This is a genomic window from Kitasatospora sp. NPDC087315, from assembly GCF_044744345.1.
Taxonomy (GTDB): Bacteria; Actinomycetota; Actinomycetes; order Streptomycetales; family Streptomycetaceae; genus Kitasatospora.
Map to the genome: position 1 here is coordinate 190,608 of NZ_JBIUYD010000004.1, position 24,101 is coordinate 214,708.

24 protein-coding genes and 1 tRNA gene are annotated in these 24,101 nt (G+C 72.9%); 9 read left to right on the plus strand and 16 right to left on the minus strand.

The features are described 5' to 3' along the window. Positions 1-10 precede the first annotated feature (10 nt). Positions 11-370, minus strand: a complete 360-nt coding sequence (locus ACIO5D_RS07860; RefSeq protein ID WP_014137597.1) for an NADH-quinone oxidoreductase subunit A — start codon at positions 368-370, stop codon at positions 11-13. A gap of 494 nt (positions 371-864) precedes the next feature. Further along, complete coding sequence (locus ACIO5D_RS07865; RefSeq protein ID WP_400794305.1) at positions 865-1,824, minus strand: DMT family transporter; 960 nt, start codon at positions 1,822-1,824, stop codon at positions 865-867. A gap of 301 nt (positions 1,825-2,125) precedes the next feature. On the opposite strand from ACIO5D_RS07865, the gene ACIO5D_RS07870 reads away from it, so the two are divergent. The 4 genes from ACIO5D_RS07870 to ACIO5D_RS07885 all read left to right on the plus strand — a co-directional run bounded on the left by ACIO5D_RS07870 (position 2,126) and on the right by ACIO5D_RS07885 (position 4,850). Continuing rightward, positions 2,126-2,674, plus strand: a complete 549-nt coding sequence (locus ACIO5D_RS07870) for an AAA family ATPase (protein WP_400653734.1) — start codon at positions 2,126-2,128, stop codon at positions 2,672-2,674. Between the two features lie 277 nt (positions 2,675-2,951). Continuing rightward, positions 2,952-3,602, plus strand: a complete 651-nt coding sequence (locus ACIO5D_RS07875; RefSeq protein WP_400794307.1) for a TetR/AcrR family transcriptional regulator — start codon at positions 2,952-2,954, stop codon at positions 3,600-3,602. Positions 3,603-3,641: 39 nt separating this feature from the next. Beyond that, entirely contained in the window at positions 3,642-4,346 is a 705-nt protein-coding gene (locus ACIO5D_RS07880) for a peptidylprolyl isomerase (RefSeq protein WP_400653732.1), read from the plus strand. A 153-nt stretch (positions 4,347-4,499) separates the two neighbouring features. Beyond that, positions 4,500-4,850, plus strand: coding sequence for a MazG-like family protein (locus ACIO5D_RS07885; protein WP_400653731.1), 351 nt, complete (start codon positions 4,500-4,502; stop codon positions 4,848-4,850). A 21-nt stretch (positions 4,851-4,871) separates the two neighbouring features. Here ACIO5D_RS07885 and ACIO5D_RS07890 read toward each other — a convergent pair whose 3' ends face one another. Beyond that, positions 4,872-6,008, minus strand: a complete 1,137-nt coding sequence (locus tag ACIO5D_RS07890) for a B12-binding domain-containing radical SAM protein (RefSeq protein WP_400794309.1) — start codon at positions 6,006-6,008, stop codon at positions 4,872-4,874. Between the two features lie 25 nt (positions 6,009-6,033). Between ACIO5D_RS07890 and ACIO5D_RS07895 the strand changes: the two genes are divergently transcribed. Then, positions 6,034-6,124 (plus strand) — tRNA-OTHER (locus ACIO5D_RS07895). Positions 6,125-6,271: 147 nt separating this feature from the next. On the opposite strand, the gene ACIO5D_RS07900 is transcribed toward ACIO5D_RS07895, so the two are convergent. Next, on the minus strand, positions 6,272-7,585 hold the full coding sequence (locus ACIO5D_RS07900) for a geranylgeranyl reductase family protein (protein ID WP_363607844.1): 1,314 nt from the start codon (positions 7,583-7,585) through the stop codon (positions 6,272-6,274). Between the two features lie 239 nt (positions 7,586-7,824). On the opposite strand from ACIO5D_RS07900, the gene ACIO5D_RS07905 reads away from it, so the two are divergent. Then, positions 7,825-8,235, plus strand: coding sequence for a MarR family transcriptional regulator (locus tag ACIO5D_RS07905; protein ID WP_400794391.1), 411 nt, complete (start codon positions 7,825-7,827; stop codon positions 8,233-8,235). A gap of 48 nt (positions 8,236-8,283) precedes the next feature. Here the strand turns inward: ACIO5D_RS07905 and ACIO5D_RS07910 are convergent, their stop codons facing one another. The 6 genes from ACIO5D_RS07910 to ACIO5D_RS07935 form a co-directional block, all read right to left on the minus strand. Continuing rightward, entirely contained in the window at positions 8,284-8,979 is a 696-nt protein-coding gene (locus ACIO5D_RS07910) for a demethylmenaquinone methyltransferase (RefSeq protein ID WP_363607846.1), read from the minus strand. A 77-nt stretch (positions 8,980-9,056) separates the two neighbouring features. Next, positions 9,057-9,644, minus strand: coding sequence for a hypothetical protein (locus ACIO5D_RS07915; RefSeq protein ID WP_363607847.1), 588 nt, complete (start codon positions 9,642-9,644; stop codon positions 9,057-9,059). A gap of 235 nt (positions 9,645-9,879) precedes the next feature. Then, on the minus strand, positions 9,880-10,497 hold the full coding sequence (locus ACIO5D_RS07920) for an imidazolonepropionase-like domain-containing protein (RefSeq protein WP_363607848.1): 618 nt from the start codon (positions 10,495-10,497) through the stop codon (positions 9,880-9,882). 12 nt (positions 10,498-10,509) lie between these two features. Further along, positions 10,510-11,733 (minus strand): cyclic dehypoxanthinyl futalosine synthase, encoded by a 1,224-nt coding sequence (mqnC, locus tag ACIO5D_RS07925; protein ID WP_400794311.1) that lies wholly within the window; start codon positions 11,731-11,733, stop codon positions 10,510-10,512. 112 nt (positions 11,734-11,845) lie between these two features. Next, the gene (locus ACIO5D_RS07930) at positions 11,846-13,477 is read right to left on the minus strand and encodes a serine/threonine-protein kinase (RefSeq protein WP_400794313.1); all 1,632 of its coding nucleotides are present in this window, start codon (positions 13,475-13,477) and stop codon (positions 11,846-11,848) included. Between the two features lie 84 nt (positions 13,478-13,561). After that, positions 13,562-14,470 carry a menaquinone biosynthesis protein gene (locus ACIO5D_RS07935; RefSeq protein ID WP_363607851.1) on the minus strand — a complete coding sequence of 303 codons (909 nt, stop codon included), beginning with the start codon at positions 14,468-14,470 and terminating at the stop codon, positions 13,562-13,564. A gap of 320 nt (positions 14,471-14,790) precedes the next feature. Here ACIO5D_RS07935 and ACIO5D_RS07940 point away from each other — a divergent pair, with 320 nt between their 5' ends. Next, the gene (locus ACIO5D_RS07940; RefSeq protein ID WP_057227626.1) at positions 14,791-14,994 is read left to right on the plus strand and encodes a cold-shock protein; all 204 of its coding nucleotides are present in this window, start codon (positions 14,791-14,793) and stop codon (positions 14,992-14,994) included. Between the two features lie 162 nt (positions 14,995-15,156). On the opposite strand, the gene ACIO5D_RS07945 is transcribed toward ACIO5D_RS07940, so the two are convergent. Further along, positions 15,157-16,506: a dicarboxylate/amino acid:cation symporter gene (locus ACIO5D_RS07945; RefSeq protein ID WP_400794315.1), complete on the minus strand. Its 1,350-nt coding sequence runs from the start codon at positions 16,504-16,506 to the stop codon at positions 15,157-15,159. A gap of 408 nt (positions 16,507-16,914) precedes the next feature. On the opposite strand from ACIO5D_RS07945, the gene ACIO5D_RS07950 reads away from it, so the two are divergent. Further along, positions 16,915-18,129 carry an MFS transporter gene (locus tag ACIO5D_RS07950; protein WP_363607853.1) on the plus strand — a complete coding sequence of 405 codons (1,215 nt, stop codon included), beginning with the start codon at positions 16,915-16,917 and terminating at the stop codon, positions 18,127-18,129. Between the two features lie 20 nt (positions 18,130-18,149). Here the strand turns inward: ACIO5D_RS07950 and ACIO5D_RS07955 are convergent, their stop codons facing one another. The 4 genes from ACIO5D_RS07955 to ACIO5D_RS07970 form a co-directional block, all read right to left on the minus strand. Continuing rightward, the gene (locus tag ACIO5D_RS07955; protein WP_400757323.1) at positions 18,150-19,250 is read right to left on the minus strand and encodes a LacI family DNA-binding transcriptional regulator; all 1,101 of its coding nucleotides are present in this window, start codon (positions 19,248-19,250) and stop codon (positions 18,150-18,152) included. A 14-nt stretch (positions 19,251-19,264) separates the two neighbouring features. Next, positions 19,265-19,609 carry a DUF4229 domain-containing protein gene (locus ACIO5D_RS07960; RefSeq protein WP_363607855.1) on the minus strand — a complete coding sequence of 115 codons (345 nt, stop codon included), beginning with the start codon at positions 19,607-19,609 and terminating at the stop codon, positions 19,265-19,267. Between the two features lie 125 nt (positions 19,610-19,734). Next, on the minus strand, positions 19,735-20,262 hold the full coding sequence (locus tag ACIO5D_RS07965; protein WP_400794317.1) for a GNAT family N-acetyltransferase: 528 nt from the start codon (positions 20,260-20,262) through the stop codon (positions 19,735-19,737). 22 nt (positions 20,263-20,284) lie between these two features. Next, a complete protein-coding gene (locus ACIO5D_RS07970; protein WP_400794319.1) occupies positions 20,285-21,682 on the minus strand; it encodes an MFS transporter in 1,398 nt (465 codons plus the stop codon). Positions 21,683-21,806: 124 nt separating this feature from the next. Between ACIO5D_RS07970 and ACIO5D_RS07975 the strand changes: the two genes are divergently transcribed. Then, positions 21,807-22,784 (plus strand): GlxA family transcriptional regulator, encoded by a 978-nt coding sequence (locus ACIO5D_RS07975; protein ID WP_400757320.1) that lies wholly within the window; start codon positions 21,807-21,809, stop codon positions 22,782-22,784. 436 nt (positions 22,785-23,220) lie between these two features. Here the strand turns inward: ACIO5D_RS07975 and ACIO5D_RS07980 are convergent, their stop codons facing one another. After that, positions 23,221-23,718, minus strand: coding sequence for an ATP-binding protein (locus ACIO5D_RS07980; protein WP_363607858.1), 498 nt, complete (start codon positions 23,716-23,718; stop codon positions 23,221-23,223). Positions 23,719-24,101 lie beyond the last annotated feature (383 nt).

Sequence of the window (24,101 nt, forward strand, 5' to 3'; positions counted from 1 at the left end):
AGCCCCGCGCTCAGTCCCACTCCAGACCGCCGCGCCGCCACACGTAGGCGTAGGCGACGAAGACGGTGGCGATGAACAGGAGCATCTCGACCAGCCCGAAGATCCCCAGGGCGTCGAAACTCACCGCCCATGGGTAGAGGAAGACGATCTCGATGTCGAAGACGATGAAGAGCATCGCCGTCAGGTAGTACTTGATCGGGAACCGACCGCCGCCCACGGGCTGCGGGGTCGGCTCGATGCCGCACTCGTACGCCTCCAACTTGGCCCGGTTGTAGCGCTTGGGGCCGGTCAGTGAGGCCATCACAACGGAACCGACCGCGAACGCCGCCGCGATGGCACCGAGTACGAGGATCGGCGCGTAGGCATTCATAGCCCCCGCTCCCTCCGTCCAGTCGTCCTTGACTGCAGATCGGAACCGACGGGTCACGCTGTGGTGGACCCGCGTTCCGGTTCCCGAGATCCACCCCATGTGAGGCAGTTCACAAAGCCCGGAACGAGCGCATCTTATGCCCGTCGGCTTGTGATCTGCGACACGCAGTTCACGGTGATCTTTGTGATCTACGCCACCCCCGGAATGGTGACGAAAGTGAACATGACCAGAGTTATCGACCCAAAGAAGTCAAATGATCACAAACAGTCGCATTCATCGGTGAAGCGGCTGGTCAGAGCGGTGCTCCTATATCAACTATGCGCCTTCCAGGGCAAATTTCTGGACGTCATTTTGACGTGTTATAGCGCCTCACCCGCAGGGGTGGCGGCCCTCCGAACGCCCGCTTGACCCTTCGTTCACAAGCGCGCGAACCGCTCCGGCGGGCAGCCGTCGGGGGTGCCGGGGGCCGGTCGGGGGCCCGGGGGCCGGGCCGGCTACCGACCGCCGGCTACGGGTTCCCGGTCCTCGGCCTGGTCCTCCGCCCGGGCCGCAGCGGGAGCCGGGGCGGGGACGGCGGTGCGGCGGCCCCAGGCGGTGCCGGCCAGCACGAGGACACCGCCGAGCAGAGCGAGCGGGCCGAGGTGGTCACCGGCCAGGGTGATGCCGAAGACGGCGGCCCAGAGCGGCTCGGTGCCCAGCAGCAGACTGACCCGGGACGGCGAGGTCGTCCGCACCGCCCACATCTGCACGAAGAAGGCGAACAGCGTGCAGAGCAGGGCGAGATGCAGCAGCCAGGCCCACTGCGCCGGCCCGTACCCGGCCGCGACCGTCCACGGCGCGGGCCCGGCGAACGGCGCGACGGCGACGAACACCAAGGCGGCGGCGAGTTGGACCCAGGTCACGGCCAGCGAGTCGGTGTCACGAATGGCCCGGATCCGGGACATCGCCAGCACGTGCACCGTCCGCACCAGGGCGGCGCCGAGCACCAGCAGGTCCCCCGCCGAGGGCGGCTTCAGCCCGCCTCCCCCGGTCAGCAACGCCACCCCGAGCACGGAGAGCCCCGCCGCCGCCAGAAAGGCCCGCGGCAGCGGCGTCCGGTTGACGGCGCTCTCCGCCAGCGGCGTGGTCACCATCGTGAGGCTGACGATCAGACCGGCGTTGGTCGCCGAGGTGTGCACCGCGCCGTACGTCTCCAGCAGGAAGATCCCGCCGAGCACCAGCCCCAGCACCGCCCCGCCCAGCCACTCCCGCCGCCCCATCCCCCGCAGCGCCCGCCACGCGAACACCCCGAGCACCGGCAGCACCAGCCCGAACCGCAGCACCAGGACCGCCACCACCGTCCCCGGCTCCGCCACCCGCTGCACCGCCATGAAGCTCGACCCCCACACCACCGCCACCAGCAGCACGGGCACATCACGCAACGGCGACGAGGACGAGAACAGTGAAGCGCGCATGGGCAAGGTTCCTCCGAGCAAGAGGCAGGGTGAGCAGCCCGTGCGACATCGAACGGAGCGGCGGACAGAGGCGCGGACAGAGCCGCGGACGGCGGCGCCATCCTTGCCCACCGGCCCTGGCCGATCAAGGCTTTTCCACGCCCTGCCCGGCAGCGCCCCGGGTCGTCCGGCGACAAGCCCTATCGCGGACCACGAGGTGGCGGCAACACGTCCACTGCGGGCAACTGCGAGGAGTTCGGAGTGAGCAAGGCGGATCCGGAAGGCGTCGCGGCGACCGGCCACGACGCCGCGACGCCGGGCGGTGACCGAGGTACGGCTGACCGCCTTCAAGACCTTCCACGACGCCGTGCTGCCGCTGACCCCGCTCACCCTGCTCATCGGCCGCAACAGCAGCGGCAAGTCGAACGCGCTGGACGCCCTGGAGGTGCTCTCGCGACTCGCGCAGGGTGAGGACATCCGCGACGCCCTGGACAGCCGGCGGCGCGACGCGGGCCCGGTTCGGGGAGGGCTGGAAGGCTGCCCCCCGCACAGCGAGGACGTCTTCACCCTGGGCTGCACGGTCAGCACGCCATGGAGCCTGCCCGCCACGCTCGATGTCACGATCCAGGTCCGGCCGGACATCCGCATCGTCCACGAGCAGCTCAGCGGGGCCGATCACCGGGGTGTCGTGGTCTGCGACCGTGACCCGGCCACCGGGGCCGGCCGCCTGCGTCCACTCCCCGAACTGGCCGGCTACGCCGCCGCCATGGCCGAGGGAAAGCTCGGCGACGTGGTGACCCGGGGCATCCTGGACGCGGCCGAAAGCCCCCGCGACTACTCCGACTTCGACCGTCTTCTCGGGATCGGCTGACCTGTGGCCCGCTTGGTGACCTTCGTCGACACTTCCGTCCTCCGCAACATCCTGGAGATCCCGAAGACGCTCGACCACCAGCTGGACTCCTACAACTGAGCTCCTTCCACTGGCGGGGCCCGGCGCTCAGGGGGGTGAGCGGCCCGTGGGCCTTCGGCGGCGGCCTCGATGTCGGCCGGGGTGCCGGACTCCACTCGAAATGCGACTGGAGTCGCATTAGGATGAGGATGGCGCGGCGGCACCGCCGGAGCAAGCGCTGACGCGACAGGAGTCCACTTTGAGCGACCGCGCCCCCCAGCCGGGCCACGCCCAGCCCGAGCCCCCCAGGACCCCGACCCCCCGCCCCGGTGGCCGCAGCGCCCGGGTGCGGGCGGACGTGGTCGCCGCCACCCTCGCCGAGGTCACCGCCAGGGGGTACGACGGGCTGACCGTCGACGCGGTCGCCGCCCGCTCCGGTGTGCACAAGGCGACGCTGTACCGCCGCTGGGGCGGGGTGGACGGGCTGGTCGCGGACGCCCTCACCGCCTCGGCCGACCAGGTCTGGCCGCTGCCGGACACCGGGGACCTCGGGCAGGACCTGCGCCGCATCACCCGCGAGGTGTTCGCCGTCTTCACCGATCCGGAGCTGGGTTCCACCCCCACCGCCCTGATCACCGCCGCCCAGCGCTCCGACGCCGGCGCCGCCGCCCTGCGCGCCTTCTTCGCCGCCCGCCACCAGCAGGCCGCCGCCGTGGCCGAACGAGCCGTCACCCGCGGCGAGTTGCCCCCCGGCACGGACGGCGCCGAGGTGGTCAGGGCGGCGACCGCGCCGCTCTACTACCGGCTGTTCGTGACCGGCGAGCCACTGGATGCCCGGGCCGCCGAGCGGGCCGCCGACGCCGCGGCACTGGCCGCCCGCGCCGGGCTGTTCGCGCCGACGGGCGACTGACGTCTACCGGATCCCCACGACGGCATGGATGATGTCGCCATGACAACGCTGCCGCCCACCACCCCCCGGAAGGCCCGTCACGTGAAGCGCGAACACTGGGCGCTGCTCGCCACCGCCACCGTCCTCCCGCTCGCCGCGACCACCGGCACCGCCGCCGCGGACACCCCGCCGCCCGCGCCCCCGGCCACCACCTGCACGTACACCCCGGCCGTGCCCGCCGACAACTTCAAGGGCATCCCGGTCTTCGACGCCGAGAAGGCCGCCAAGCCCTACAGCGCGACCCTGAGGACCAGTCAGGGCGCCATCACCTTCCAGGCCCTGACCGGCCAGGCACCCTGCACCACCTTCTCGTTCCGCTTCCTCGCCGAGCACGACTACTTCGACCGCAGCCACTGCCACCGCCTGACCACCCAGCGGATCTTCGTCCTGCAGTGCGGCGACCCGACCGGCACCGGCAGCGGCGGCCCCGGCTACTCCTTCCCGGACGAGAACCTCACCGGCGCGACCTACCCCGCCGGCACCGTCGCGATGGCCAACGCGGGCCCGGACACCAACGGCAGCCAGTTCTTCTTCGTCTGGAAGGACACCAGGCTCTCCCCCGCCTACACGCCCTTCGGCCGGGTCACCGCCGGCCTGGACGTGCTGCAGAAGATCGCGGCGGGCGGCGAGGACGACCAGAACAGCCCCGGCGACGGCTTCCCCACCCTTCCGGTGAACATCCGCAACGTGAAGATCGCCAAATAAGAACCGGCCAGTGAGAACCGGCCAGTGAGGACCGCCGGGTGAGGACCACCGGGTGAGAACCGGCAGCCGCCGAGCGGGCCCGTCACCCCGCTGCCGTACGGTGGACACCCGCCATCGAGACCCGCCATCGACACCGTACGGGAGCAGCGCCGCATGGACAGCAGGATCTGGGAGAGCGTCGACGAGCTCGTCGCCTGGCTGGACGCGGAGAGCGCGGCCTCCCCGCAGGAGGAGCGCCTGCTGCGCATCCTCAAGCTCTCCGAGGAGGTCGGCGAGGTCGGCGCCGCGGTGATCGGCGCCACCGGCCAGAACCCGCGCAAGGGTGTCACCCACAGCTGGGAGGACGTTCAGCACGAGCTCTGCGACGTGGTCTTCACCGCCCTCGTCGCCCTGCGCACCCTCACCCCGGACGCCGCCCGCGTCTTCGCCGAACGGCTGGCCTACGTCGAGCGGCGCTCGACCGCCGGCCGCCGGCCGCCCGAGGAGAAGAAGGGCCCCGAGTAGGGCACCCCGCCGCGCCCGGAGTCACCCCCGCCGGCCGCCCGCCGCCACCGTCTCGTCCCCGGCCCGCAGCCGGGCCGCGAGGTCGCGCACGTCCTCGTACGAGGTGGGCGCGGCGCGCAGGCCCAGCTCCTCGTGCGCGGCACTGGTGATCTTGGAGAGCCCGCGTTTGAGGTGGCTGCCCGGGATGGACGGCTCGGCGGGCCGGTGCGCGCTCAACTGGTCGGCGGCCTGGTGCAGTTGCTCCAGACTGAAGCGGCCGCGGTTGATCCACCGGGGCAGCGACGAGGTGACCTGGTAGGCCCAGTGCCGGCGGCAGGCCTCTTCGAGGAGGTCGCGGACGGCCTCGACGCGCTTCCGGCTGAGCCCGTTGCTGGTGTACCGGAACTGGTCGCGGTTGAGGTTGAGCAGCTGGTTGTCCTGACCGGTCACCTGGAGGCCGTGCAACTCGTCGACGGTGGCCCGCCGTTCGTCCGGGGCGCGGCGGGTGAGCCGGTAGCGGCCGGACTTGATGGTCAGGATGTGCGCGCCGTGCTCTTCGAGGAAGGAGAGCCAGCGCAGTGAGAAGTTGATCGGCTCACCGGGAACGCCCACGAGGATGAAGACGTGGACCTGGATCCCGGCGTTGTACAGGTTCTCCAGGATGCGGCCGTAGTTCGCCGGGTGGTTCCAGGGCTTGGCCTCCTGCCGCAGGGTCTGCGGATCGAGCGACTCCAGGCCGAGCTGCACCGCCCGGCAGCCGGCCTGGGCGAGCGCCTCGCAGTTCCTCGGGTCGAGCAGCTGGTCCCCGGCGGTCGGATAGCACTGCCAGGTGGCGCGGTGCCCGATGCGGGCGAGTTCCCGGCCGATCCTGATCTGCCGGGGGATGGTGGGGTACTCGTCGACGAAGTCGACACGCTCGACGCCGAGCGCGGCGATGTGCTCCGCGACGCGGCGCTCGGACATCACCCGGGGCTTGCCCAGGAAGGTGTCGCTGCCCGCGGCGATGGAGCAGAAGCCGCACCGCATCGGGCAGTTGGACATCGTGTGGAGCGGCGGCACGAAGTCCGGGCTCCACTGCCGGATCTCCCGGTCGAAGACGGGCGTGGGCAGCGACTCGTAGTCGGTCGGGGCGGGCGTGCGGTGGTTGACCCGTACGGTGCCGCGGTCGCGCCAGATCACCCCGGGCACGGTCGCCGGCGGGCCGGCCGGGGTGGCGGAACTGGCAGACGCGCTCGACCCCTGTGGTCGAGTGTCCCCCAGGGGGCGTGAGGGTTCGAAACCTTCCCCCGGCACCAGGGCCCCGCGCACACGCCGGAGGCGCCGGCGAAGCACCCCCGGCGCCCCGGGCACACCCGTCACCCGGTTGCGCGCCCGCCGTCCCGGACAGCGTGGAGGACGGCTCGGCGGCCGACAACGAGGCGCTCCGCGCACCCGCCCAGCGGTCAGGCGTTCGGCGCGACCTTCGCGAGGCCGTTGATGATGCGGTCCATGGCGTCGCCGCCCTGCGGGTCGGTGAGGTTGGCGAGCATCTTGAGGACGAACTTCATCAGGACGGGGTGGGTGAGCCCGCGCTGGGTGGCGAGCTGCATCACCTTGGGGTTGCCGATCATCTTCACGAAGCCGCGGCCGAGCGTGTAGTACCCGCCGTAGACGTCCTTGAGGATGCGCGGGTACGCCTGGAGGGCGCGCTCGCGGCCGGTCGGGGTGACCCGGGCGTGGGCCTGGACGATGACGCCGGCCGCGATCTGGCCGGATTCCATCGCGTAGGCGATGCCCTCGCCGTTGAACGGGTTGACCATGCCGGCGGCGTCACCGACGAGCAGCAGGCCCCGGGTGTAGTGCGGCTGCCGGTTGAAGGCCATCGGCAGGGCGGCGCCGCGGATCGGGTCGGTCATGTTCTCGGGGGTGTAGCCCCACTCCCCGGGCATGCTCGCGCACCAGGCCTTGAGCACCTCGCGCCAGTCCAGCTCGCCGAAGGCGGGCGAGGAGTTGAGGATGCCGAGGCCGACGTTGGAGGTGCCGTCGCCCATGCCGAAGATCCAGCCGTAGCCGGGCAGCAGCTTGCGCTGGCCGTCCCGGGTGTCCCACAGCTCCAGCCAGGACTCCAGGTAGTCGTCGTCGTGGCGCGGGGAGGTGAAGTACGTCCGGTAGGCGACGCCCATCGGGCGGTCCTCGCGGCGGTGCAGGCCCATGGCGAGCGAGAGCCGGGTGGAGTTGCCGTCGGCGGCGACGACCAGCGGCGCCCGGAAGGTGACCGGCCGCTTCTCCTCGCCGAGCTTGGCGGTGACGCCGACGATCCGGCCGGTGCGGTCGTCGAGCACCGGGCCGCTGACGTTGCAGCGCTCGTACAGCCGGGCGCCGGCCTTCACGGCCTGACGGGCCAGCAGCTCGTCGAAGTCGGCCCGCTTGCGGACCAGTCCGTAGTCGGGGAAGGCGGACAGCTCCGGCCAGTCCAGCTCCAGCCGGACACCGCCGCCGATGATCCGCAGGCCCTTGTTGTGCAGCCAGCCGTTCTCGGTCGAGACGTCGATGCCCATGTCGACCAGTTGCTTGGTGGCACGCGGGGTCAGGCCGTCGCCGCAGACCTTCTCGCGCGGGAACGCGGTCTTCTCCAGCAGCAGCACGTCCAGGCCGGCCTGGGCGAGGTAGTACGCGGTGGTGGCACCGGCGGGGCCCGCGCCGACCACGATGACATCGGCCGTGCTCTCGACGGTCCCCGTGCTCAGGTCGCTGAGGTCGACTGCGGTCTCGGACACGGTGGGCACTCTCCTGGAGCTGCGGCTGGGGGACGGCGGCGTTGTCCCCGGCAGTCTAGTTGCCGCCCCCGGCACGGGATCCGAGGGCGGTACCGAAGCCCGGCCGGCCCAGCCGTGCATAGTGCGTGCACCATGCACATGAACCCCCCGTGGTTACCATGAATGCGGACGTCGCAGGGAGAAACAGCCGCCCGGAGGCACGCGTGAGGGACCATCTGGACGACATCGAACGGGAGCTGATGCTCGTCGGACGCCACCACGCGATGGCCGGCGGGCGCGGCGGCGGGGAGCTGGAGCGCTCCGCCTATCTGCTGCTCTCCCGGATCGAGACGCAGGGGCCGATGTCGATCGGGCAGCTCGCGGAGGCGTTCCAGCTGGACACCTCCACCGTCAACCGGCAGGCGGCCGCGATGCTGCGCGCGGACGTGGTGAAGCGGATCCCGGACCCGGACGGCGGGATGGCCCGCAAGTTCGCCATCACCCCGGCCGGCGCCGAGGCGCTGGCGGCGGACCGCCGCCGTCACCAGGAGGGGCTCGGCCGCGTCCTGGCGGACTGGACGGACGCCGAGGTCGCGGTCCTGGCCGAGTCGCTGACCCGGCTCAACCGCTCGATCGAGGACCTCCAGGGCGTGGTCTGGCCGCGCGGCTGACCCGGGGGGTGCCGGACACCCCCCGGCCCGCGCGGCCGGAGCACGGCGTTACGCGACCTTGTACGCGCGGTGCAGCGCGACGATCCCGCCGGTGAGGTTGCGCCAGGCGGCCTTGGACCAGCCGGCCTCCTGCAGCTTCGCCGCCAGCGCGGGCTGGTCGGGCCAGGCCCGGATGGACTCGGCGAGGTAGACGTAGGCGTCCGGGTTGCTGCTGACCGCGGTGGCGACCGGCGGCAGGGCGCGCATCAGGTACTCGGTGTAGACCGTCCGCAGCGGCGTCCAGGTCGGGGTGGAGAACTCGCAGATCACCAGCTTGCCGCCGGGCTTGGTGACCCGGAACAGCTCGCGCAGCGCGGCGTCGGTGTCCTGGACGTTGCGCAGCGCGAAGGAGATCGTCACCGAGTCGAAGGTGTCGTCGGCGAACGGCAGGCTGGTGGCGTCCCCGGCGGTCAGCGGCAGCTCGGGGTGGCGGCGCTTGCCCTCGGCCAGCATGCCGACCGAGAAGTCGCACGGGACGACCTTGGCGCCGGCCTCCTGGAAGGGCAGCGAGGAGGTGCCGGTGCCGGCTCCGAGGTCGAGCACGAGGTCCCCCGGTCCGGCGGCCACTGCCTCGGCCACCGCCCGCCGCCAGGCGCGGGCCTGGCCGAGGGAGAGCACGTCGTTGGTGCGGTCGTACTTGGCCGCGACGTCGTCGAACATGGCGGCGACTTCGTGCGGTTGCTTGTCCAGAGAGGCTCGGGTCACTCCCCCATTGTTCACCCTGGCCCCGACAGGCCGGGCAAGGGGGCACGCCGACCCGGGCCGGGGCGGCGCCGACGGCCTCAGTGCAGGGCGCGCCGCCCGCCGGAGCGGCGCCGTCGGCGCGAGCGCTTGCCGTGCGTTATCGCCGGCATCCCGTCGGCCAGCGCGTCGGTCGCCAGGGCCATGGTGCTGGCGATCCGGCCCTGGCCGCCGCGGAGGGCGAGCGCCCGGTGGTGCCGGCGGATGCGCACGACGCAGACGACGAAGAGCACCACGGCCACCGGCACACTGAACCGGGCCAGTCCGACGCCGACCGGCTGCGGGTAGGTGTCGCCGCAGATCCGGACGGCGCCCGGGTCGTCGGCGGCGTGCTCCAGGCAGACCGCGTCACCCACCCTGGCCCCGTCCGCGACCGGCAGCCCGGCGGCGGTGTGCGGCTGGCCGACGGCCCGGTAGCTGACGCTGCTGTAGGAGCCGCCGCCGGTGGGCAGCTGGGTGACGACCCCCTCGACTCTCACCGGGTTGGCGCCGATCTTGTCCGCCTGGTCGGCCTGACGCCAGCCGAGAAGGCACATGCCGACGGCCAGCACGGCGCTGAGCACGGCGGCGAGGTACCAGCCACGGCCCATCCGCGGGGATCGCGGCGGGGGGACGGTCGCGGATCGCATGGTTCCTGTCCTGGCTTGCCGTCGGGGCCTGGCACGGGGCCCCGCCACCCGCGGGGGCGGGCGGTACGTGGTGAGGGTACGGAGTGAGCTGTCCGGGATCGTATCCGCTGGCGGGCCCTCAGGTCACGGCGAAGGGTGAATCAGACCATCCACCCGGCACCGGAGTTCGACGGCACACGAAGGAAGTCCCTTGCCCCGTACGCACATCCGACTACCGGCGAGTAGAATGCCGGGCTCAGCGCCGCCGGTACACCAGTCGCCCGGCCAGGACGGTGGCCAGGCAGCCGCCGGGCAGCGGGCCCGCGCCACCGGGGGCGAACACCGCGAAGTCGGCCCGGCCCCCGGCCCCCAGCGGGCCGTGCACGGCCGCCGCGAGCGGCAGGACGGCCAGCGGGTCCAGCGGGCCCTCGGCACCCTCGCCGGGCAGCGCGGTGAGCCCCGAGCGGGCCACCGCGGTCCGGACCGCGGCCCGTTCGAACGGCCCGGCCACCGCCGTCACGCCGAACCCGAGCATCCGTTGCAGCCCGCGCCGGGCGCTCGCGCCGCACGCCGTCTCGTCCGTCGCGTCCGTCACGCCCCCGGGCACCGGCTCACTGCCCGCGTTCTCCCGCGGGTCGGGGTGGTACGCGCGCTCCAGCAGCCAGTGCCCGTACGGGTTGCGCAGGCCGGGGGTGAGCAGGCCCTCCCCCCAGTCGCGCAGCCGGGCCGCCGGGTGGGCGGCCGCCAGCCCGGCGTACGGACCGAGCGCCTCGATCAGCTCGCCGCGCACCAGCACCGCCCCGTCGGCGACGGACGGGGCGGTGGGGTCGGCCGGATCGGGCAGCAGCAGGGCCGCCCGGTGGAGGGTGAGCACGGTCGGGAGCGCTCAGCCGTTGTCGAGGATCTTCAGCTCGGGGTGCGCGGTGCCGCCCTCGATCGCGGTGGAGGCGATGTGCGAGGCGACCCGCGGGTCGACCGGGTCGTTCGCCGGGTCGTCCAGCACCCGCAGGTGCTCGTACGTGGTGGAGCGCTGGGCGGGCACCCGGCCGGCGGCCCGGATCAGGTGGATCAGCTCGGTGAGGTTGGAGCGGTGCTTGGCGCCGGCCGCCGAGACCACGTTCTCCTCCAGCATGACCGAGCCGAGGTCGTCCGCGCCGTAGTGCAGCGACAGCTGGCCGGCCTCCTTGCCGGTGGTCAGCCAGGAGCCCTGGATGTGCGCCACGTTGTCGAGGAAGAGCCGGGCGATGGCGATCATCCGCAGGTACTCGAAGACGGTCGCCTGGGTCGAACCCTTGAGGTGGTTGTTCTGCGGCTGGTAGGTGTACGGGATGAAGGCCCGGAAGCCGCCGGTGCGGTCCTGCACGTCGCGGATCATCCGCAGGTGCTCGATCCGCTCGGCGTTGGTCTCGCCGGTGCCCATCAGCATGGTGGAGGTGGACTCCACGCTGAGGCCGTGCGCCGCCTCCATGATCTCCAGCCAGCGCTCGCCGGACTCCTTGAGCGGCGCGATCGCCTTCCGCGGCCGCTCCGGCAGCAGCTCGGCGCCGGCGCCCGCGAAGGAGTCCAGGCCCGCCTTGTGGATCCGGGTGATGGCCTCCTCGACCGACACCCCGGAGATCCTGGCCATGTGGTCGACCTCGGACGCGCCCAGCGAGTGGATCACCAGCTGCGGGAACTCCGCCTTGATCGCCGAGAAGGCGCGCTCGTAGTACTCCACGCCGTAGTCCGGGTGGTGCCCGCCCTGGAACATGATCTGGGTGCCGCCCAGCTCGACCGTCTCCGCGCAGCGGCGCAGGATCTCGTCGAGGTCGCGGGACCAGCCCTTGTCGCTCTTCGGCGGCACGTAGAAGGCGCAGAACTTGCACGCCGTCACGCAGACGTTGGTGTAGTTGATGTTGCGCTCGATGATGTACGTCGCGATGTGCTCGGTACCGGCGTAGCGGCGGCGGCGCACCGTGTCGGCCGCCGAGCCGAGCGCGTGCAGCGGCGCCGAGCGGTACAGCTCCAGCGCCTCCTCCGGGCTGATCCGGCCCCCGGCCGCGGCCCGGTCGAGCACGGCCTGCAGGTCGGTGCTGGGCGCATCGAGGGTGGTCGCTGCGAGCTCGGACACCTGGCGGCCTTCTCTCTCTCGGGTACTGCTGCGTGGTTCTCGGTACGCCCTGCTCAGCACGGCGTACCGGTACGGCCGAACCAGCCTACGCCAGCGTCCGCGCGCCCCCGCGTCAGCCCGCTTTCCGCAGCGTTCCGGACGGGTTCCCGGCGGCCGGGTCGTCCGAGGTGAACCGGATCGTGCCGTCCTTCTGGAGGGTGAGCGTCTCCGCGTTCGACCCGCCGGTGCACGCCCCGGGCAGCGAGGAGCGGACCAGCCGGGAGACGAAGACCAGCTTCTCCGGCGAGGCCGAGCGGAGCGTCCAGGACCCTTCGCAGCTGACCGGGATCAGGCCGGTGGCGGCGTTGCGGCTGGTGGTGTTCGCCTGCCCGAGCGCGGCCGGGCCGATGGTGAGCGTGGTGGTGCCGGCCGGCAGCCCCTTCTCGGTGGTCATGTCGCCGCTCCAGGTGCCGACGAAGGCCGCCGGGACGACGCTCGGGCCGGCGGCCGTGCCGGGCGGCGGCTGGGTGACGGTCGTGGTGGTGGAGGAGGTCGTCGTCGAGGTCGACGCCGTCACCGAGATGTCCACGGAGGAGGAGGAAGAGGAGGTGGTCTCGGCGGTGGCGGTGGCGTCGGGCTGCTCCAGCCCCCGGTAGACCTGGTGGCCGAGGACGGCGGCCACGGCCGCGAGGACCAGGCCGCCCACCAGCCCGGCGATCCAGCGCCGGCCGCCGGGCTCCGCCGTCCGGCCGGGCTCCGCCGCCGGCACCAGCGTCGGCGTCCGGTCCACCGGCCGGGCGTCCTCCGGCGGCACGGTGAGCGGCGCGGCCGGCGGCGCCCCGGCCGTGTCCGGGCCGGTCTCCCCCTCCAGGTCGAGCAGCCGGACGGCGCCGCGCCCGACCTCCTCCGCCAGCCCGGGCGGCAGCCAGCCGCCCCGGGCCAGCCGCCCGGCGGCCGCGCCGTCGGCGTCCAGCCACTGGAGCAGACCGCGCGGGGTGGGCCGGTCGGCCGGGTCCTTGGCCAGGCAGGCGGCGACGACCGGGCGCAGCGCGGGGCCCAGCCCGGCGAGGTCGGGCTCCTCGTGCAGCACCCGGTAGAGCAGCACCGCCACACTCACCCCCTCGCCGAACGGCGGTACGCCGGTGGCGGCGTAGGCGAGCACCGCGCCGAGCGAGAAGACGTCGCTCGGCGGCCCGGCGGGCCGGCCCTCCGCCTGCTCCGGCGACATGAAGCCGGGCGAGCCGACCACATAACCGGACTGGGTGACGCCACTGGTGGCGTCCAGCGCGCGGGCGATGCCGAAGTCGATCAGGCGCGGCCCGTCCAGGGTGAGCAGCACATTGGACGGCTTGACGTCCCGGTGCACCAGCCCGAGCGCGTGGACGTGCGCCAGCGCCTCGGCCAGCCCGACGCCGAGGCTGCGCACGGCCAGTTCGGGGAGCCGCCCGACCGCCCGGACGGCCTCGCCGAGGGCCGGCCCGGCGACGTACCCGGTGGCGACCCAGGGGTGCTCGCCCTCGGTGTCGGCGTCCAGGACGGGCGCCGTCCAGGCGCCGCCGACCCGGCGGGCCGCGGCGACCTCCTGCCGGAACCGGGCCCGGAACTCGGCGTCCTCGGCCAGTTCGCCGCGGACCAGCTTGACGGCGACCGTGCGGCCGCCGGCCGTCCGGCCGAGGTAGACCCGGCCCATCCCGCCCGCACCGAGCCGCCGCAGCAGCCGGTACTCGCCCACCTGGCGCGGATCCTCCGACCCCAGTGCCTGCATCCCGCACGCTCCCCTCGCCGCCCGCCCAGGACGTCCGGCACGTCCGGCACGTCCGGCCCGCCCGGGACCAGCACCGTACCGGGATCAGGCGACGGCCACGGGTACGGGTTCGGCGTCCAGCAGTCGAACGGCGACGTCCGGGGCGAAGCCGCTGTCGTGGGCGACCCGGCGGGCGAACTCGGCGACGCCCGCCAACTGCCGCTCGCCGAGCGAGAAGTCCAGCGCCTCGCTGAAGTACCGCTCCAGCACCTCGGCGTCGAACGCCTCCCAGCGGGCCGCGTGCTCGGCGACCTCGCGGGCCTCCACCAGCGAGAGGTCCCGGGACTCCAGGAACGCCCGGTGCACCGCCGCCGTCAACTCCGGGCTGCGCTCGGCGAAGTCGCGGCGGGCGGCCCAGACGGCGAAGACGAACGGCAGCCCGGTCCACTCCTTCCACATCTCGCCGAGGTCGTGCACCGTCAGCCCCTGGGCGGCGGCCTGTCCGAGGTAGGCGCGCAGGGCCGGGTCGCCGATCAGTACGGCGGCGTCCGCCTCGGCGAGCATCGCGTCCAGGTCGGGCGGGCAGCTGAAGTACTCCGGCCGCACCCCTTCCCGCTCCTCCAGCAGCAGCCGGGCGAGGCGCACCGACGTCCGGCTGGTGGAGCCGAGGGCGACCCGGCGGCCGTCCAGGTCGGCGAGCGGCACCTTGCTGACGATCACACAGGACATCACCGGGCCGTCGCTGCCGACCGCGATGTCGGGCAGGACCAGCAGTTCGTCGGCGTGCCGCAGATACTCCACGCAGGTGATCGGCCCGATGTCCAGCGCACCCCCGACCAGCTGATCGCTCAGCTTCTCCGGGGTGTCCTTGGTGAGGTCGAGATCGAGCAGATTGCCGGTTCTGGCCAGACCCCAGTAGAGAGGGACGCAGTTGAGGAACTGAATATGCCCGACCCGCGGCCTGACCGGGGTGTTCTCCCGGGGCTCCCGCGATTGCGCATCCGCTGCTGACACTGCGCCGCTCCCTTGCTGTTCGTGCGCCTCCCCGCAGGGTATGCCCGCCCTCCGGGAAGCCCCTCACCGCCCTTACGACACGCCCTGTCCACCCCGCAAGTCACCCCTGGTCGTCACAGCGACCGCATGCTAGCGTTGCCCTCAGTTGCAGTTTGATTCCCCTTGCAGTACTTGAAGCCTGCGGAGCATGTAACCGCAGGCTTTTTGTAGTTTTTCAGCAATATCGAAAAACTCCGGACCCGTCCGGAGGCAGGGCGATCAGCGCAGCGGACCGGGCACCACACGGTGTGGTCCCCAACACGCCTCGCAAGGAGAACGGCATGGCTCAGGGAACCGTCAAGTGGTTCAACGCTGAGAAGGGCTTCGGCTTCATCGCCCAGGAGGGCGGCGGCCCCGACGTCTTCGTCCACTACTCCGCCATCAACGCGAACGGTTTCCGCTCGCTGGAGGAGAACCAGGCGGTCAGCTTCGACGTCACCCAGGGCCCGAAGGGCCCGCAGGCGGAGAACGTCACCGCTATCTGACCATCCTCTGATGTTCTGATCGCTCGGGACCCCATCGGGTCCGCCGACGGCCCCCGACGGCCGTCACCATGAGCACAAGAGCAACACCCAAGGGGGCCCGCCGATCCGGCGGGCCCCCTGCCTTGTGCCCCGGCCCGCCCGCGTCGGCCTGAGGAGCCGGGGTCAGGCGGTCGCCGGCGTACCGCCCTTGGCGGACTGGGCCGGGATGCCGGCGGCCGGGGCGTCCCCGTAGAGGTCGCCGGTGGGGCTGTTGTAGGCGACGAGGTCGAGGGTCTTCTCGCGGGCCGCGACCAGGACCGGCACCAGCGCCTGGCCCGCGACGTTGGTCGCGGTGCGCATCATGTCGAGGATCGGGTCGATGGCGAGGAGCAGGCCCACGCCCTCCAGCGGGAGACCCAGGGTGGAGAGGGTCAGCGTCAGCATCACGATCGCGCCGGTGAGGCCCGCGGTGGCGGCCGAGCCGATCACCGAGACGAAGGCGATCAGCAGGTAGTCCCTGATGCCGAGGTCGATGTTGTAGACCTGGGCGACGAAGATCGCGGCCAGCGAGGGGTAGATCGCGGCGCAGCCGTCCATCTTGGTGGTGGCGCCGAACGGAACCGCGAAGCTCGCATACTCGCTCGGGACGCCGAGGCGCTCGGTGACCCGGCGGGTGACCGGCAGGGCGCCGACCGAGGAGCGGGAGACGAAGGCCAGCTGGATGGCGGGCCAGGCACCCTTGAAGAAGTTCAGCGGGTTGAGGCCGCCGGCGAACTTCAGCAGCAGGGAGTAGGCGACGAACATCACCAGCGCGCAACCGATGTAGACGTCCGCGGTCAGGGTCGCGAAGGGCTTCAGCAGGTCCCAGCCGTACTTGGCGACGGACTTGCCGATCAGGCCGAGGGTGCCGAGCGGGGAGAGCCGGATGACCCACCACAGGGCGGTCTGGGTCAGCTCCAGGACGGACTCGCTGAGCTTGAGGACCGGCTCGGCCTTGGCGCCGAGCTTGATGATCGCCGCGCCGACCACGACCGCCATGAAGACGATCTGCAGCACGTTCACCTCGGTGAACGCGGTGACGATGTTGGTCGGGAAGATGCCGGTCAGGAAGTCGATCCAGCTACCGGACGACTTCGGTGCCTTCAGGCCCTCGGTGGTGAGGTTGGTGCCCTGGCCGGGGTTGGTCAGCAGGCCCAGGCCCAGGCCGATCGCGACCGCGATCAGCGAGGTGATCAGGAACCAGAGGAGTGTGCGAACGGCCAGCCGGGCCGCGTTGGTGACGTTGCGCAGATTGGCGACGCTCACCACGATCGCGGTGAACACCAGCGGCGGGACGGCCAGCTTCAGCAGCTGGACGAAGATCTTGCCGATGGTCTCCAGGGTGGTCGCCAGCCAGGAGATGTCGGCGGAGCGGGCCAGGTAGCCGAGACCGACACCGAACACGAGGCCGGCGACGATCTGGACCCAGAACGGGGTCTTGCGGATTCTGGCGAGCACGGACGGCGACGAGGTCGCCTCGGGCGCTGTGGACATGACGGTGCGGCTCCGGGAAGGGCGTTGCTGACGGTGAGATGAGGCGGGGAAGGCGACACGGCGCACGAGGCGAGCGGGGAGGGCTCAGCCCTCGTCAGGGGCGTGCCGCCGGGATACAGCTCATGGCGCGACAACGGCGCGGGCTGTCCACAGCACCCGGCAGGCGGCACACGCGGGCGGCCGTGGGCGTCGAGCCCATGCCGTGCGTCCGGGGTGCGCCTGAGGTGGTCATGGCCGTTACGTTAGCAGTAAAGGTTTGAGATCTTCAAAGTGTTTGTTTGAGATGCGGACACGAACCACGCTGACACCCCATCAGATCAGCCACCCGGGCCGATTGACCGGCAAGTAGTTATACGTATAACTTTGACGGCGCCCCGCTCACCCCTGCCCAGAACCGGAGACCCGTCCATGGGCTACCTCGCCCTGCTCCGCGCCCCGCACGTCGGCCGGCTGCTCCTCGGCACCCTGCTCGGCCGGCTGCCCGCCGGCATGACCGCCCTGGTGATCGCCCTGGCCCTGCGCGAGGCCGGCGCACCGTACAGCCGGATCGGACTGGCCACCGCCGCGTACGCGATCTCGGCCGCCGTCGGCGGGCCCGTCCTCGGCCGGATCGTGGACCGCACCGGGCAGCCGCGTGTCCTGCTCGCCTCCGCCGCGGTCGCCGGCGGCGGGTACGCGCTGCTGGCGCTCGCGCCCGGCTCGGCGCTGGCCGCGCCGGCCGGCGCCGCGATAGCCGGGCTGGCCATGCCGCCACTCGAACCGTGCCTGCGCTCGCTCTGGCCGGACGTGGTCGAGGAGAAGCAGCTCGACACCGCGTACGCCTTCGACTCCGCCTCGCAGCAGATCCTCTACGTGGCCGGCCCGCTCGCGGTGGCCGGCATCGCGGGCGTGTTCAGCCCGGTCGCCGCGCTCTGGGTGGCGGCCGGTCTCGGGCTGGCCGGTGCGCTGGTCGTGGCCACCGCGGGCCCGGCCCGGGCCTGGCAGGCCCCGCCGCGCGAACACTCCTCCGGACTGCTCGGGCCGCTGCGCTCCCCCGGCCTGGTGCTGCTGCTGATCGGACTGGCCGGGGCCGGCTGGGCGGTCGGCGCGCAGAACGTGCTGTTCATCGCCTACGCCGAGGAGCACGAGGGCGGGCTGCCGGGCGGCGCGGGGACGCTGCTGGCGCTGGCGGCGCTCGGCGGCCTGCTCGGCGCGCTGGCGTACGGCGCGGTGCGGTGGCGCAGCAGCACGGCGACCCGCACCTGGGTGATGGCGGTCGGGATGGCGCTCTGCTACCTGCCGCTGGTGCTGGTGCCCGGGCCCTACCCGGCGGCCGGACTGGCCTTCCTCTCCGGGATCGGGCTGGCGCCACTGCTGGCGGCCGCGTTCGTGCTGGTCGCCGAGCTGGCGCCGGTCGGGACGGTGACCGAGGCGTTCGCCTGGCTGGTGACGCTGTTCGCGACCGGCAACTCGCTCGGCTACGCCGTCTCCGGCAACCTCGCCGAGGACTCGCTGCGCTCGGTGGCGCTCTGCGCGGCGGGCGGGATCGGGCTGGGCGCCCTGCTGCTGTTCGGCGCCCGCCGCTGGTTCCGGCCGCTGCCGGCCACCCCGGCCGCCGAGCCGGTGGCGGTGCCCGCGGGCTGACGGTATTTCACCCGTACGGGTCAGCCCCGACGGCCGCCCGCCGGAGCGGTGGAGGAGCGCAGCACCAGCGAGGTGGTGAGCGGGGGGACCGGCGCGACCGGGTCGCCGCGGAGCAGCCCGGCGAGCGCCTCGACCCCGGCCCGGCCCAGCTCCTCACCGGGCAGGTCGACGGTGGTGAGCGGCGGGGTGAGGAGCTGGGCCACCGGAATGTTGTCGATACCGATCACGGAGAGGTCGGCGGGGACCCGCAGCCCGAGCTCGGCGGCGGCCTGGTAGACGCCGGAGGCCACCACGTCGTCGTCGCAGATCACCGCGGGCGGGCGGTCCGGCCGCTCCAGCAGCCGGCGGGCGGCACCGCGGGCGGCGGGCTGGCCCTCGTTCAGGCTGACGCCGAGCTCGACGACCTCCAGGCCGAGCCCGGCGGCGGCCTGTTCGAACGCGGCCTGGCGGACCCGGAAGGTGTACGCGGCGTGGGTGGAGCGCAGCCGTCCGATCCGGCGGTGACCGAGCCCGGCCAGGTGCTCGACGGCGGCCCGCATCCCGCCGGCCACGTCGAGCTCGACGGTGGGGCGGGCGCGGTCGGTGCCGGGGTCGGCGTCCAGGAAGACGGCCGGGGTGTCGGCGGGCAGCTCACCGAGCTGGCTGTCGTCCGGGGAGCAGATCAGCAGACCGTCGAAGCGGCTGGTGGTGGCGGCGTCGGCGAGGGTGGCGCTGCCCCAGCCGGAGCTGACCACCACGGCCAGGCCGTGCCGGCCCGCCTCCTCGTGGACGCCCTCCAGCACCCGGCCGAAGAACGGTCCGAGGATGTTCGGCACCGCCAGCAGGATCATGCCGCTGCGGCCCAGGCGCAGTTGGCGCCCGGCCGCCTGCGGGCGGTAGCCGAGGCTGCGGGCGGCCTCCCGGACGCGCTCACGGGTCGCCTCGGAGACCCGTCGGCCGGCCTCGGAGCCGGAGAACACCAGGGAGACGGTGGCCTGCGAGACGCCGGCGAGCCGGGCCACGTCCCGCCCGGTGGGCCGGCGGACGGGGGCCGGCCAGGTGCCGGCGACGCTCCCGGCACGGGCGGCCGGGCCGGCCGGCTGCTCACGGTCGGCCCCGGGGGCGGCGGCGGGAACGGGCACGGTTGCGGCGGGGGTCAGTTCTGCAGGGCGGTCGCCGCGCGGGCGGCGTCGTCGGCGGCGTCCTCCTCGGCGTTCTGGGCGGCGATCCGGTCGGCCGTCCGGGAGCGGATGCCGGTGACCTTGTCGGAGATCTGGGCCGACATCTCGTCGCGCTGCTTGCTCAGCAGGACGTAGCTGAGCGGCGCCGAGACCAGGGCGGCCAGCAGGAAGAGGAAGATCACGCCGGCCTGGCCGCTGACCGGGATCACCCCGAAGTGGCCGAGCAGCAGGGCGACCAGCAGGCAGCCGAGGAAGATGCTGACCCGCAGGGAGGTGTAGCGGAGCGTGGCGTGCGGCTTGGTGCTCACATTGCTGCTCACTGGGGTGACACATCCTTCACTGCGCGGGGAGTGGGCCGGTCTCCCAGTGAAGCATGCCCCACGGGCGCCACGGGGAACGGGTCGGCCGTCCCCCTCGCTCCACCGCCCCCCCACCGGCCCCGGTGTCAGCGCAGGTCGAGCCACATGGTGACGTCGTCGCGGTCGTCCCCCGGGGCGACCCGGATCGCCGCGGGCACCCGGCCGACCTCGACATAGCCGGAGCGGGCGTAGAACGCCTCCAGGCCGAGCCCTCCGCGCAGGGTGAGCCGCAGGCCGTCCAGGCCCCAGTCCCGGGCGACCCGCGCGGCCTCCGCCATCAGCTCGGCGCCGTAGCCGCGGCCCTGGAAGTCCGGGTGCACCATGACCCGCTTGAGCATCCGCCAGTGGTCCATCGGCCCGAACCGCATGGACTCGAAGAACAGCAGGCCGGCGAGCCGGCCGGTGCCCTCCTCGTGGGCGATCAGCAGCCGGTCGGGCCGCCCCGGCTCGACCCCGGCGAACTGCTCCTCGGCGACGTCCCGGACCTCGCCCTCCGTCACCGGTGCCACGAACCCGACCGCGCCGCCGGCGTTGGTGACGTCCGTCCAGAGCCGGACTATGGCGGCGCGCAGGTCGGGGTCGAGCTCGGGGTCCAGGGTGAAGGAAAGCGTCATGGGCGCAGAGCCTAACCGCCCCTTACGACAATGCCGGAACGGAACGGTCCGGATGGTCCGGACAGTCCGTGCGATCCGTGCGGTCCGGACAGTCCGGGCGATCCGGGCGGTCCGGGCGCAGCGCCAGACAGAGCAGCACGGCGACCAAGCAGAGGACGCCGGCCCCGTACCAGGCGAGGTCGTAGTCGCCGAGCGCGTCCCGGGCGAGGCCGGCCAGCCCGGCCACCAGGGCGGCGCCGATCTGGTGGCAGGCGAGCAGCCAGCCGAAGACGATCGGCGCGTCCTCGCCGAAGTGCCGGCGGCAGAGCGCGACGGTCGGCGGCACGGTGGCCACCCAGTCCAGCCCGTAGAAGATCACGAAGGCCAGGATCGGCGGCTCCAGCGAGCCCGCGAACAGCTGCGGCAGCAGGAACAGCGAGAAACCGCGCAGGGCGTAGTAGACGACCAGCAGCGTCCGGGAGTCGAGGCGGTCGGTGAACCAGCCGCTGGCTATCGTGCCGATCACGTCGAAGACGCCGATCAGGGCCAGCAGGCTCGCCGCGGTGGTGACGGGCAGACCGTGGTCGTGGGCGGCCGGGATGAAGTGGGTACCGACCAGTCCGGCGGTGGTCGCGCCGCAGATCGCGAAGGAACCCGCCAGCAGCCAGAACGCCCGGCTGCGGGCCGCGTCGCGGAGCACCCTCAGCGAGCGGGTCAGCACCCGCCCCTGGGCGGCGGGGGCGGGCGGCGCCTCGGTCGCCCCGTAGGGAAGGAGGCCGAGGTCGGCGGGCCGCTCGCGCATCAGCAGCAGCACCGGGACGGCGACCGCACTGCCCGCCAGCGAGACCACGACCACCGCCGAGCGCCAGCCGTGCTGCTCCACCAGCCAGGCGCCGATCGGCAGGAAGACCAGGTTGCCGGCCGCGCCGGCGGCCGTGAGCACACCGGTGACCAGCCCCTGGCGGGCCTGGAACCAGCGGCCGGTGACGGTGGTGGCGAAGGCGCCGGCCATCGAACCGCTGCCGAGGCCGACCAGCACGCCCCAGCAGAGCACCAGTTGCCAGGGCTCGCGCATCAGCAGGGTGAGGCCGGAGCCGACCGAGATGGTCAGCAGCGCGCAGACCACCACCAGCCGGACGCCGAAACGGTCCATCAGGGCGGCGGCGAAGGGGGCGGTGAGGCCGTAGAGGGCGAGATTGACGGAGGTCGCGCTGGAGATCGTGGCCGTCGACCAGCCGAACTCGTTGTGCAGCGCTTCCATCATCAGGCTGGGCGTGGAGCGGAAGCCGGCCGAGCCGAGCAGGACCAGCAGGGCGACGGCGGTCACCACCCAGGCGTAGTGCGGCCGGCGCCAACGGGCGGTCGGCCCGGCGGTGGGGAGTGCGGGGGCGGTGGGCGGTGCGGGGGCGCTGGGGGCGGTGGGGGCGTTCCGTTCGTTCACCAGGCCGAGTCTCCCGAACGGCCCCGACCGCCACGAGTGGCCTGACTGCCAGCTTTCGCAAGGATCGGGCCACCGACGGGGCGTACGCTGGACCGACGCTCAGAGCCGACGAAAGGACGCCGGAATGACGCACCGGGTAGCGGTACTGGCCCTCGACCAGGTGGTCGCCTTCGAACTGGGCATCCCCTCCCGCATCTTCGAGTCGGCCAAGGACCCGGCCGGCGAAGCGCTCTACCGGGTGGCCACCTGCACCGTGGACGGCCGCCCGGTCGAGACCAGCACCGACTTCCGGATCGCCGTCGAGCACGGCCCCGAACTGCTGGAGCAGGCCGACACCGTGGTGATCCCGGCCTCCATGGACCCGGGCCCGATGCAGGTGGACGCCGTGGTCGGGCCCGAACTGACCGCCGCGCTGGCCCGGATCAGGCCCGGCACCCGGCTGGTGTCGATCTGCACCGCCTCCTTCGTCCTGGCCGCCGCCGGCCTGCTGGACGGCCGCCCGGCCACCACCCACTGGCGCTACACCGACCGCTTCGCCGCACTGTTCCCGAAGGTCCGGCTCGACCCCGACGTGCTGTTCACCGACGACGGCGACGTCCTCACCTCCGGCGGGGTGGCCGCCGGGGTCGACCTCTGTCTGCACCTGGTGCGCCGCGACCACGGCAGCGCGGTGGCCAACGCCGTCGCCCGCACCTGTCTGGTGCCGCCGTGGCGGGAGGGCGGCCAGAAGCAGTACGTGGAGGTGCCCGGCCCGGCCGACGAGGGCGGCGCCGGCACCGCGTCCGCCCGCGCCTGGGCGCTGGAACACCTGGACCGACCGCTCGCTTTGCGCCAACTCGCCGACCGTGCGGGCATGAGCGTACGGACCTTCACCCGGCGGTTCCGCGAGGAGACGGGCAGCAGCCCGGGCCAGTGGCTGACGGTGCAGCGCACCGAGCGGGCCCGGCAACTGCTGGAGGGAACGGACCTGACGATCGACCAGATCGCGCGGGAGTCCGGCTTCGGCACCGCGGCCTCGCTCCGGCTCCAGCTGCGCGGACGCCTGGACGTGGCGCCGAGCAGATACCGGCAGGCCTTCCGGGCGGTGGAGCAGCCGGCCTGAGCCACGACGGGCCGACCGGACCGGGCGAGCCGGGCGGCTGCGGGCCGAGTGGTCAAGTGACCGAAAGCCGGTGTCCGGTACGGGCGATTTGGATGGCGGCAGGCCGCACGCACCCCGAGCACGGCACGGCAGGCCGCCATCCAATCGCGACGCACGGGCCCTAAACCCGCGCACCGACACTCCGCACTCGCCAAGGAGCCACCACACGACCGGCAGACCGCGACCCCCCTGCTGACATGATCCCCCTGGACAGCAGCACCGCAGCGGCGTTCAAGTGTTCCCTCGGCGTCCCCTCGCGACGGAGAGCTGCTCCCAAGAGTGATCAGTCGGATACGTCACGTCAATGGTTTGTCAGAAATTCGGAATGGTTGCGTCAGGTTTCGGCCCGATGATCGCAGGCCGGGAAGAAGGAGCCGCCCGAGGAGCCGTCCGGGCCTCAGGGCGCCAGCGCGGCCCAGTCCGCACCGGCCAACGGATCCGCCGGCCGGGCGTCCGCGCCGATCTCGCACCAGACCCGCTTGCCCGAACCGTCCGGGTACCAGCCCCAGCGGTCGCAGAGCAGCTCGACCAGCTCCAGTCCGCGCCCGTTGGTGGCGTCCGCGTCCGCTCCGGCGTGCCGGGGGGCGGGGGCCACCTGGCTGGCGTCCGCGACCTCGACCCGCAGCGGGCCCACCGTCGCCGACTGTCGCACCCCGCCCGCACCGGAGCCGCAACTCTCCCCGTCCACGGGGAAGCAGAGCCGGAGCACCGCCGGACAACCGGTGTGCACCACGGCGTTGGTCACCAGCTCGGAGACCACCAGCACCACCGTCTCGGCGATCGGCGCGTCCGGGTCCACACCGTGGTTCAGCAGCCGTGAGCGCACCCACCGGCGGGCCCGGCCGACCTCGGCGGGGTCCGCCTGCACCGCAAGCTGTACTTGAAGAACCTGCACCGCTCCACCACCCGCACTCGCAGTTCGGCCATCGTCTCGATCGAGGCCGGATCGTCCAGCCGGCCGGCCCTGACGCCCACCGAAGGCCGGGCCGCCGTACAACTCGCCCGCGCCATCCCGTCCGTCGCGCACTGGCTGCGTCACGAATACGCCTCAGGATGGTTCGGCGAGCGGACCGCAGCAAGCGCTTCGGGCATATTCCAGCGATCGGGGGACAGGGCAGTGCATACTGTCCCGTTCACTCTCGCGAGCCCCGCGCCGGCTGCCGTCCGGCCCGGACCGAGCCACCGGACACGCAGTGGCGAACCTACCGCCGGACGCCCCCGACACCGTGCCCGCCACTCGCGAACCACCCGTGCGACATATGTCCAACGGCCTTCGAA

What these genes read in the sequence shown, in the direction of transcription:
- ACIO5D_RS07860 (WP_014137597.1), bottom strand. Translation starts at nt 370, where the DNA reads ATGAATGCCTACGCGCCGATCCTCGTACTCGGTGCCATCGCGGCGGCG.
- ACIO5D_RS07865 (WP_400794305.1), bottom strand. Translation starts at nt 1,824, where the DNA reads ATGCGCGCTTCACTGTTCTCGTCCTCGTCGCCGTTGCGTGATGTGCCC.
- ACIO5D_RS07880 (WP_400653732.1), top strand. Translation starts at nt 3,642, where the DNA reads ATGACAACGCTGCCGCCCACCACCCCCCGGAAGGCCCGTCACGTGAAG.
- ACIO5D_RS07885 (WP_400653731.1), top strand. Translation starts at nt 4,500, where the DNA reads ATGGACAGCAGGATCTGGGAGAGCGTCGACGAGCTCGTCGCCTGGCTG.
- ACIO5D_RS07905 (WP_400794391.1), top strand. Translation starts at nt 7,825, where the DNA reads ATGCTCGTCGGACGCCACCACGCGATGGCCGGCGGGCGCGGCGGCGGG.
- ACIO5D_RS07915 (WP_363607847.1), bottom strand. Translation starts at nt 9,644, where the DNA reads ATGCGATCCGCGACCGTCCCCCCGCCGCGATCCCCGCGGATGGGCCGT.
- ACIO5D_RS07930 (WP_400794313.1), bottom strand. Translation starts at nt 13,477, where the DNA reads ATGCAGGCACTGGGGTCGGAGGATCCGCGCCAGGTGGGCGAGTACCGG.
- ACIO5D_RS07940 (WP_057227626.1), top strand. Translation starts at nt 14,791, where the DNA reads ATGGCTCAGGGAACCGTCAAGTGGTTCAACGCTGAGAAGGGCTTCGGC.
- ACIO5D_RS07945 (WP_400794315.1), bottom strand. Translation starts at nt 16,506, where the DNA reads ATGTCCACAGCGCCCGAGGCGACCTCGTCGCCGTCCGTGCTCGCCAGA.
- ACIO5D_RS07950 (WP_363607853.1), top strand. Translation starts at nt 16,915, where the DNA reads ATGGGCTACCTCGCCCTGCTCCGCGCCCCGCACGTCGGCCGGCTGCTC.
- ACIO5D_RS07965 (WP_400794317.1), bottom strand. Translation starts at nt 20,262, where the DNA reads ATGACGCTTTCCTTCACCCTGGACCCCGAGCTCGACCCCGACCTGCGC.
- ACIO5D_RS07975 (WP_400757320.1), top strand. Translation starts at nt 21,807, where the DNA reads ATGACGCACCGGGTAGCGGTACTGGCCCTCGACCAGGTGGTCGCCTTC.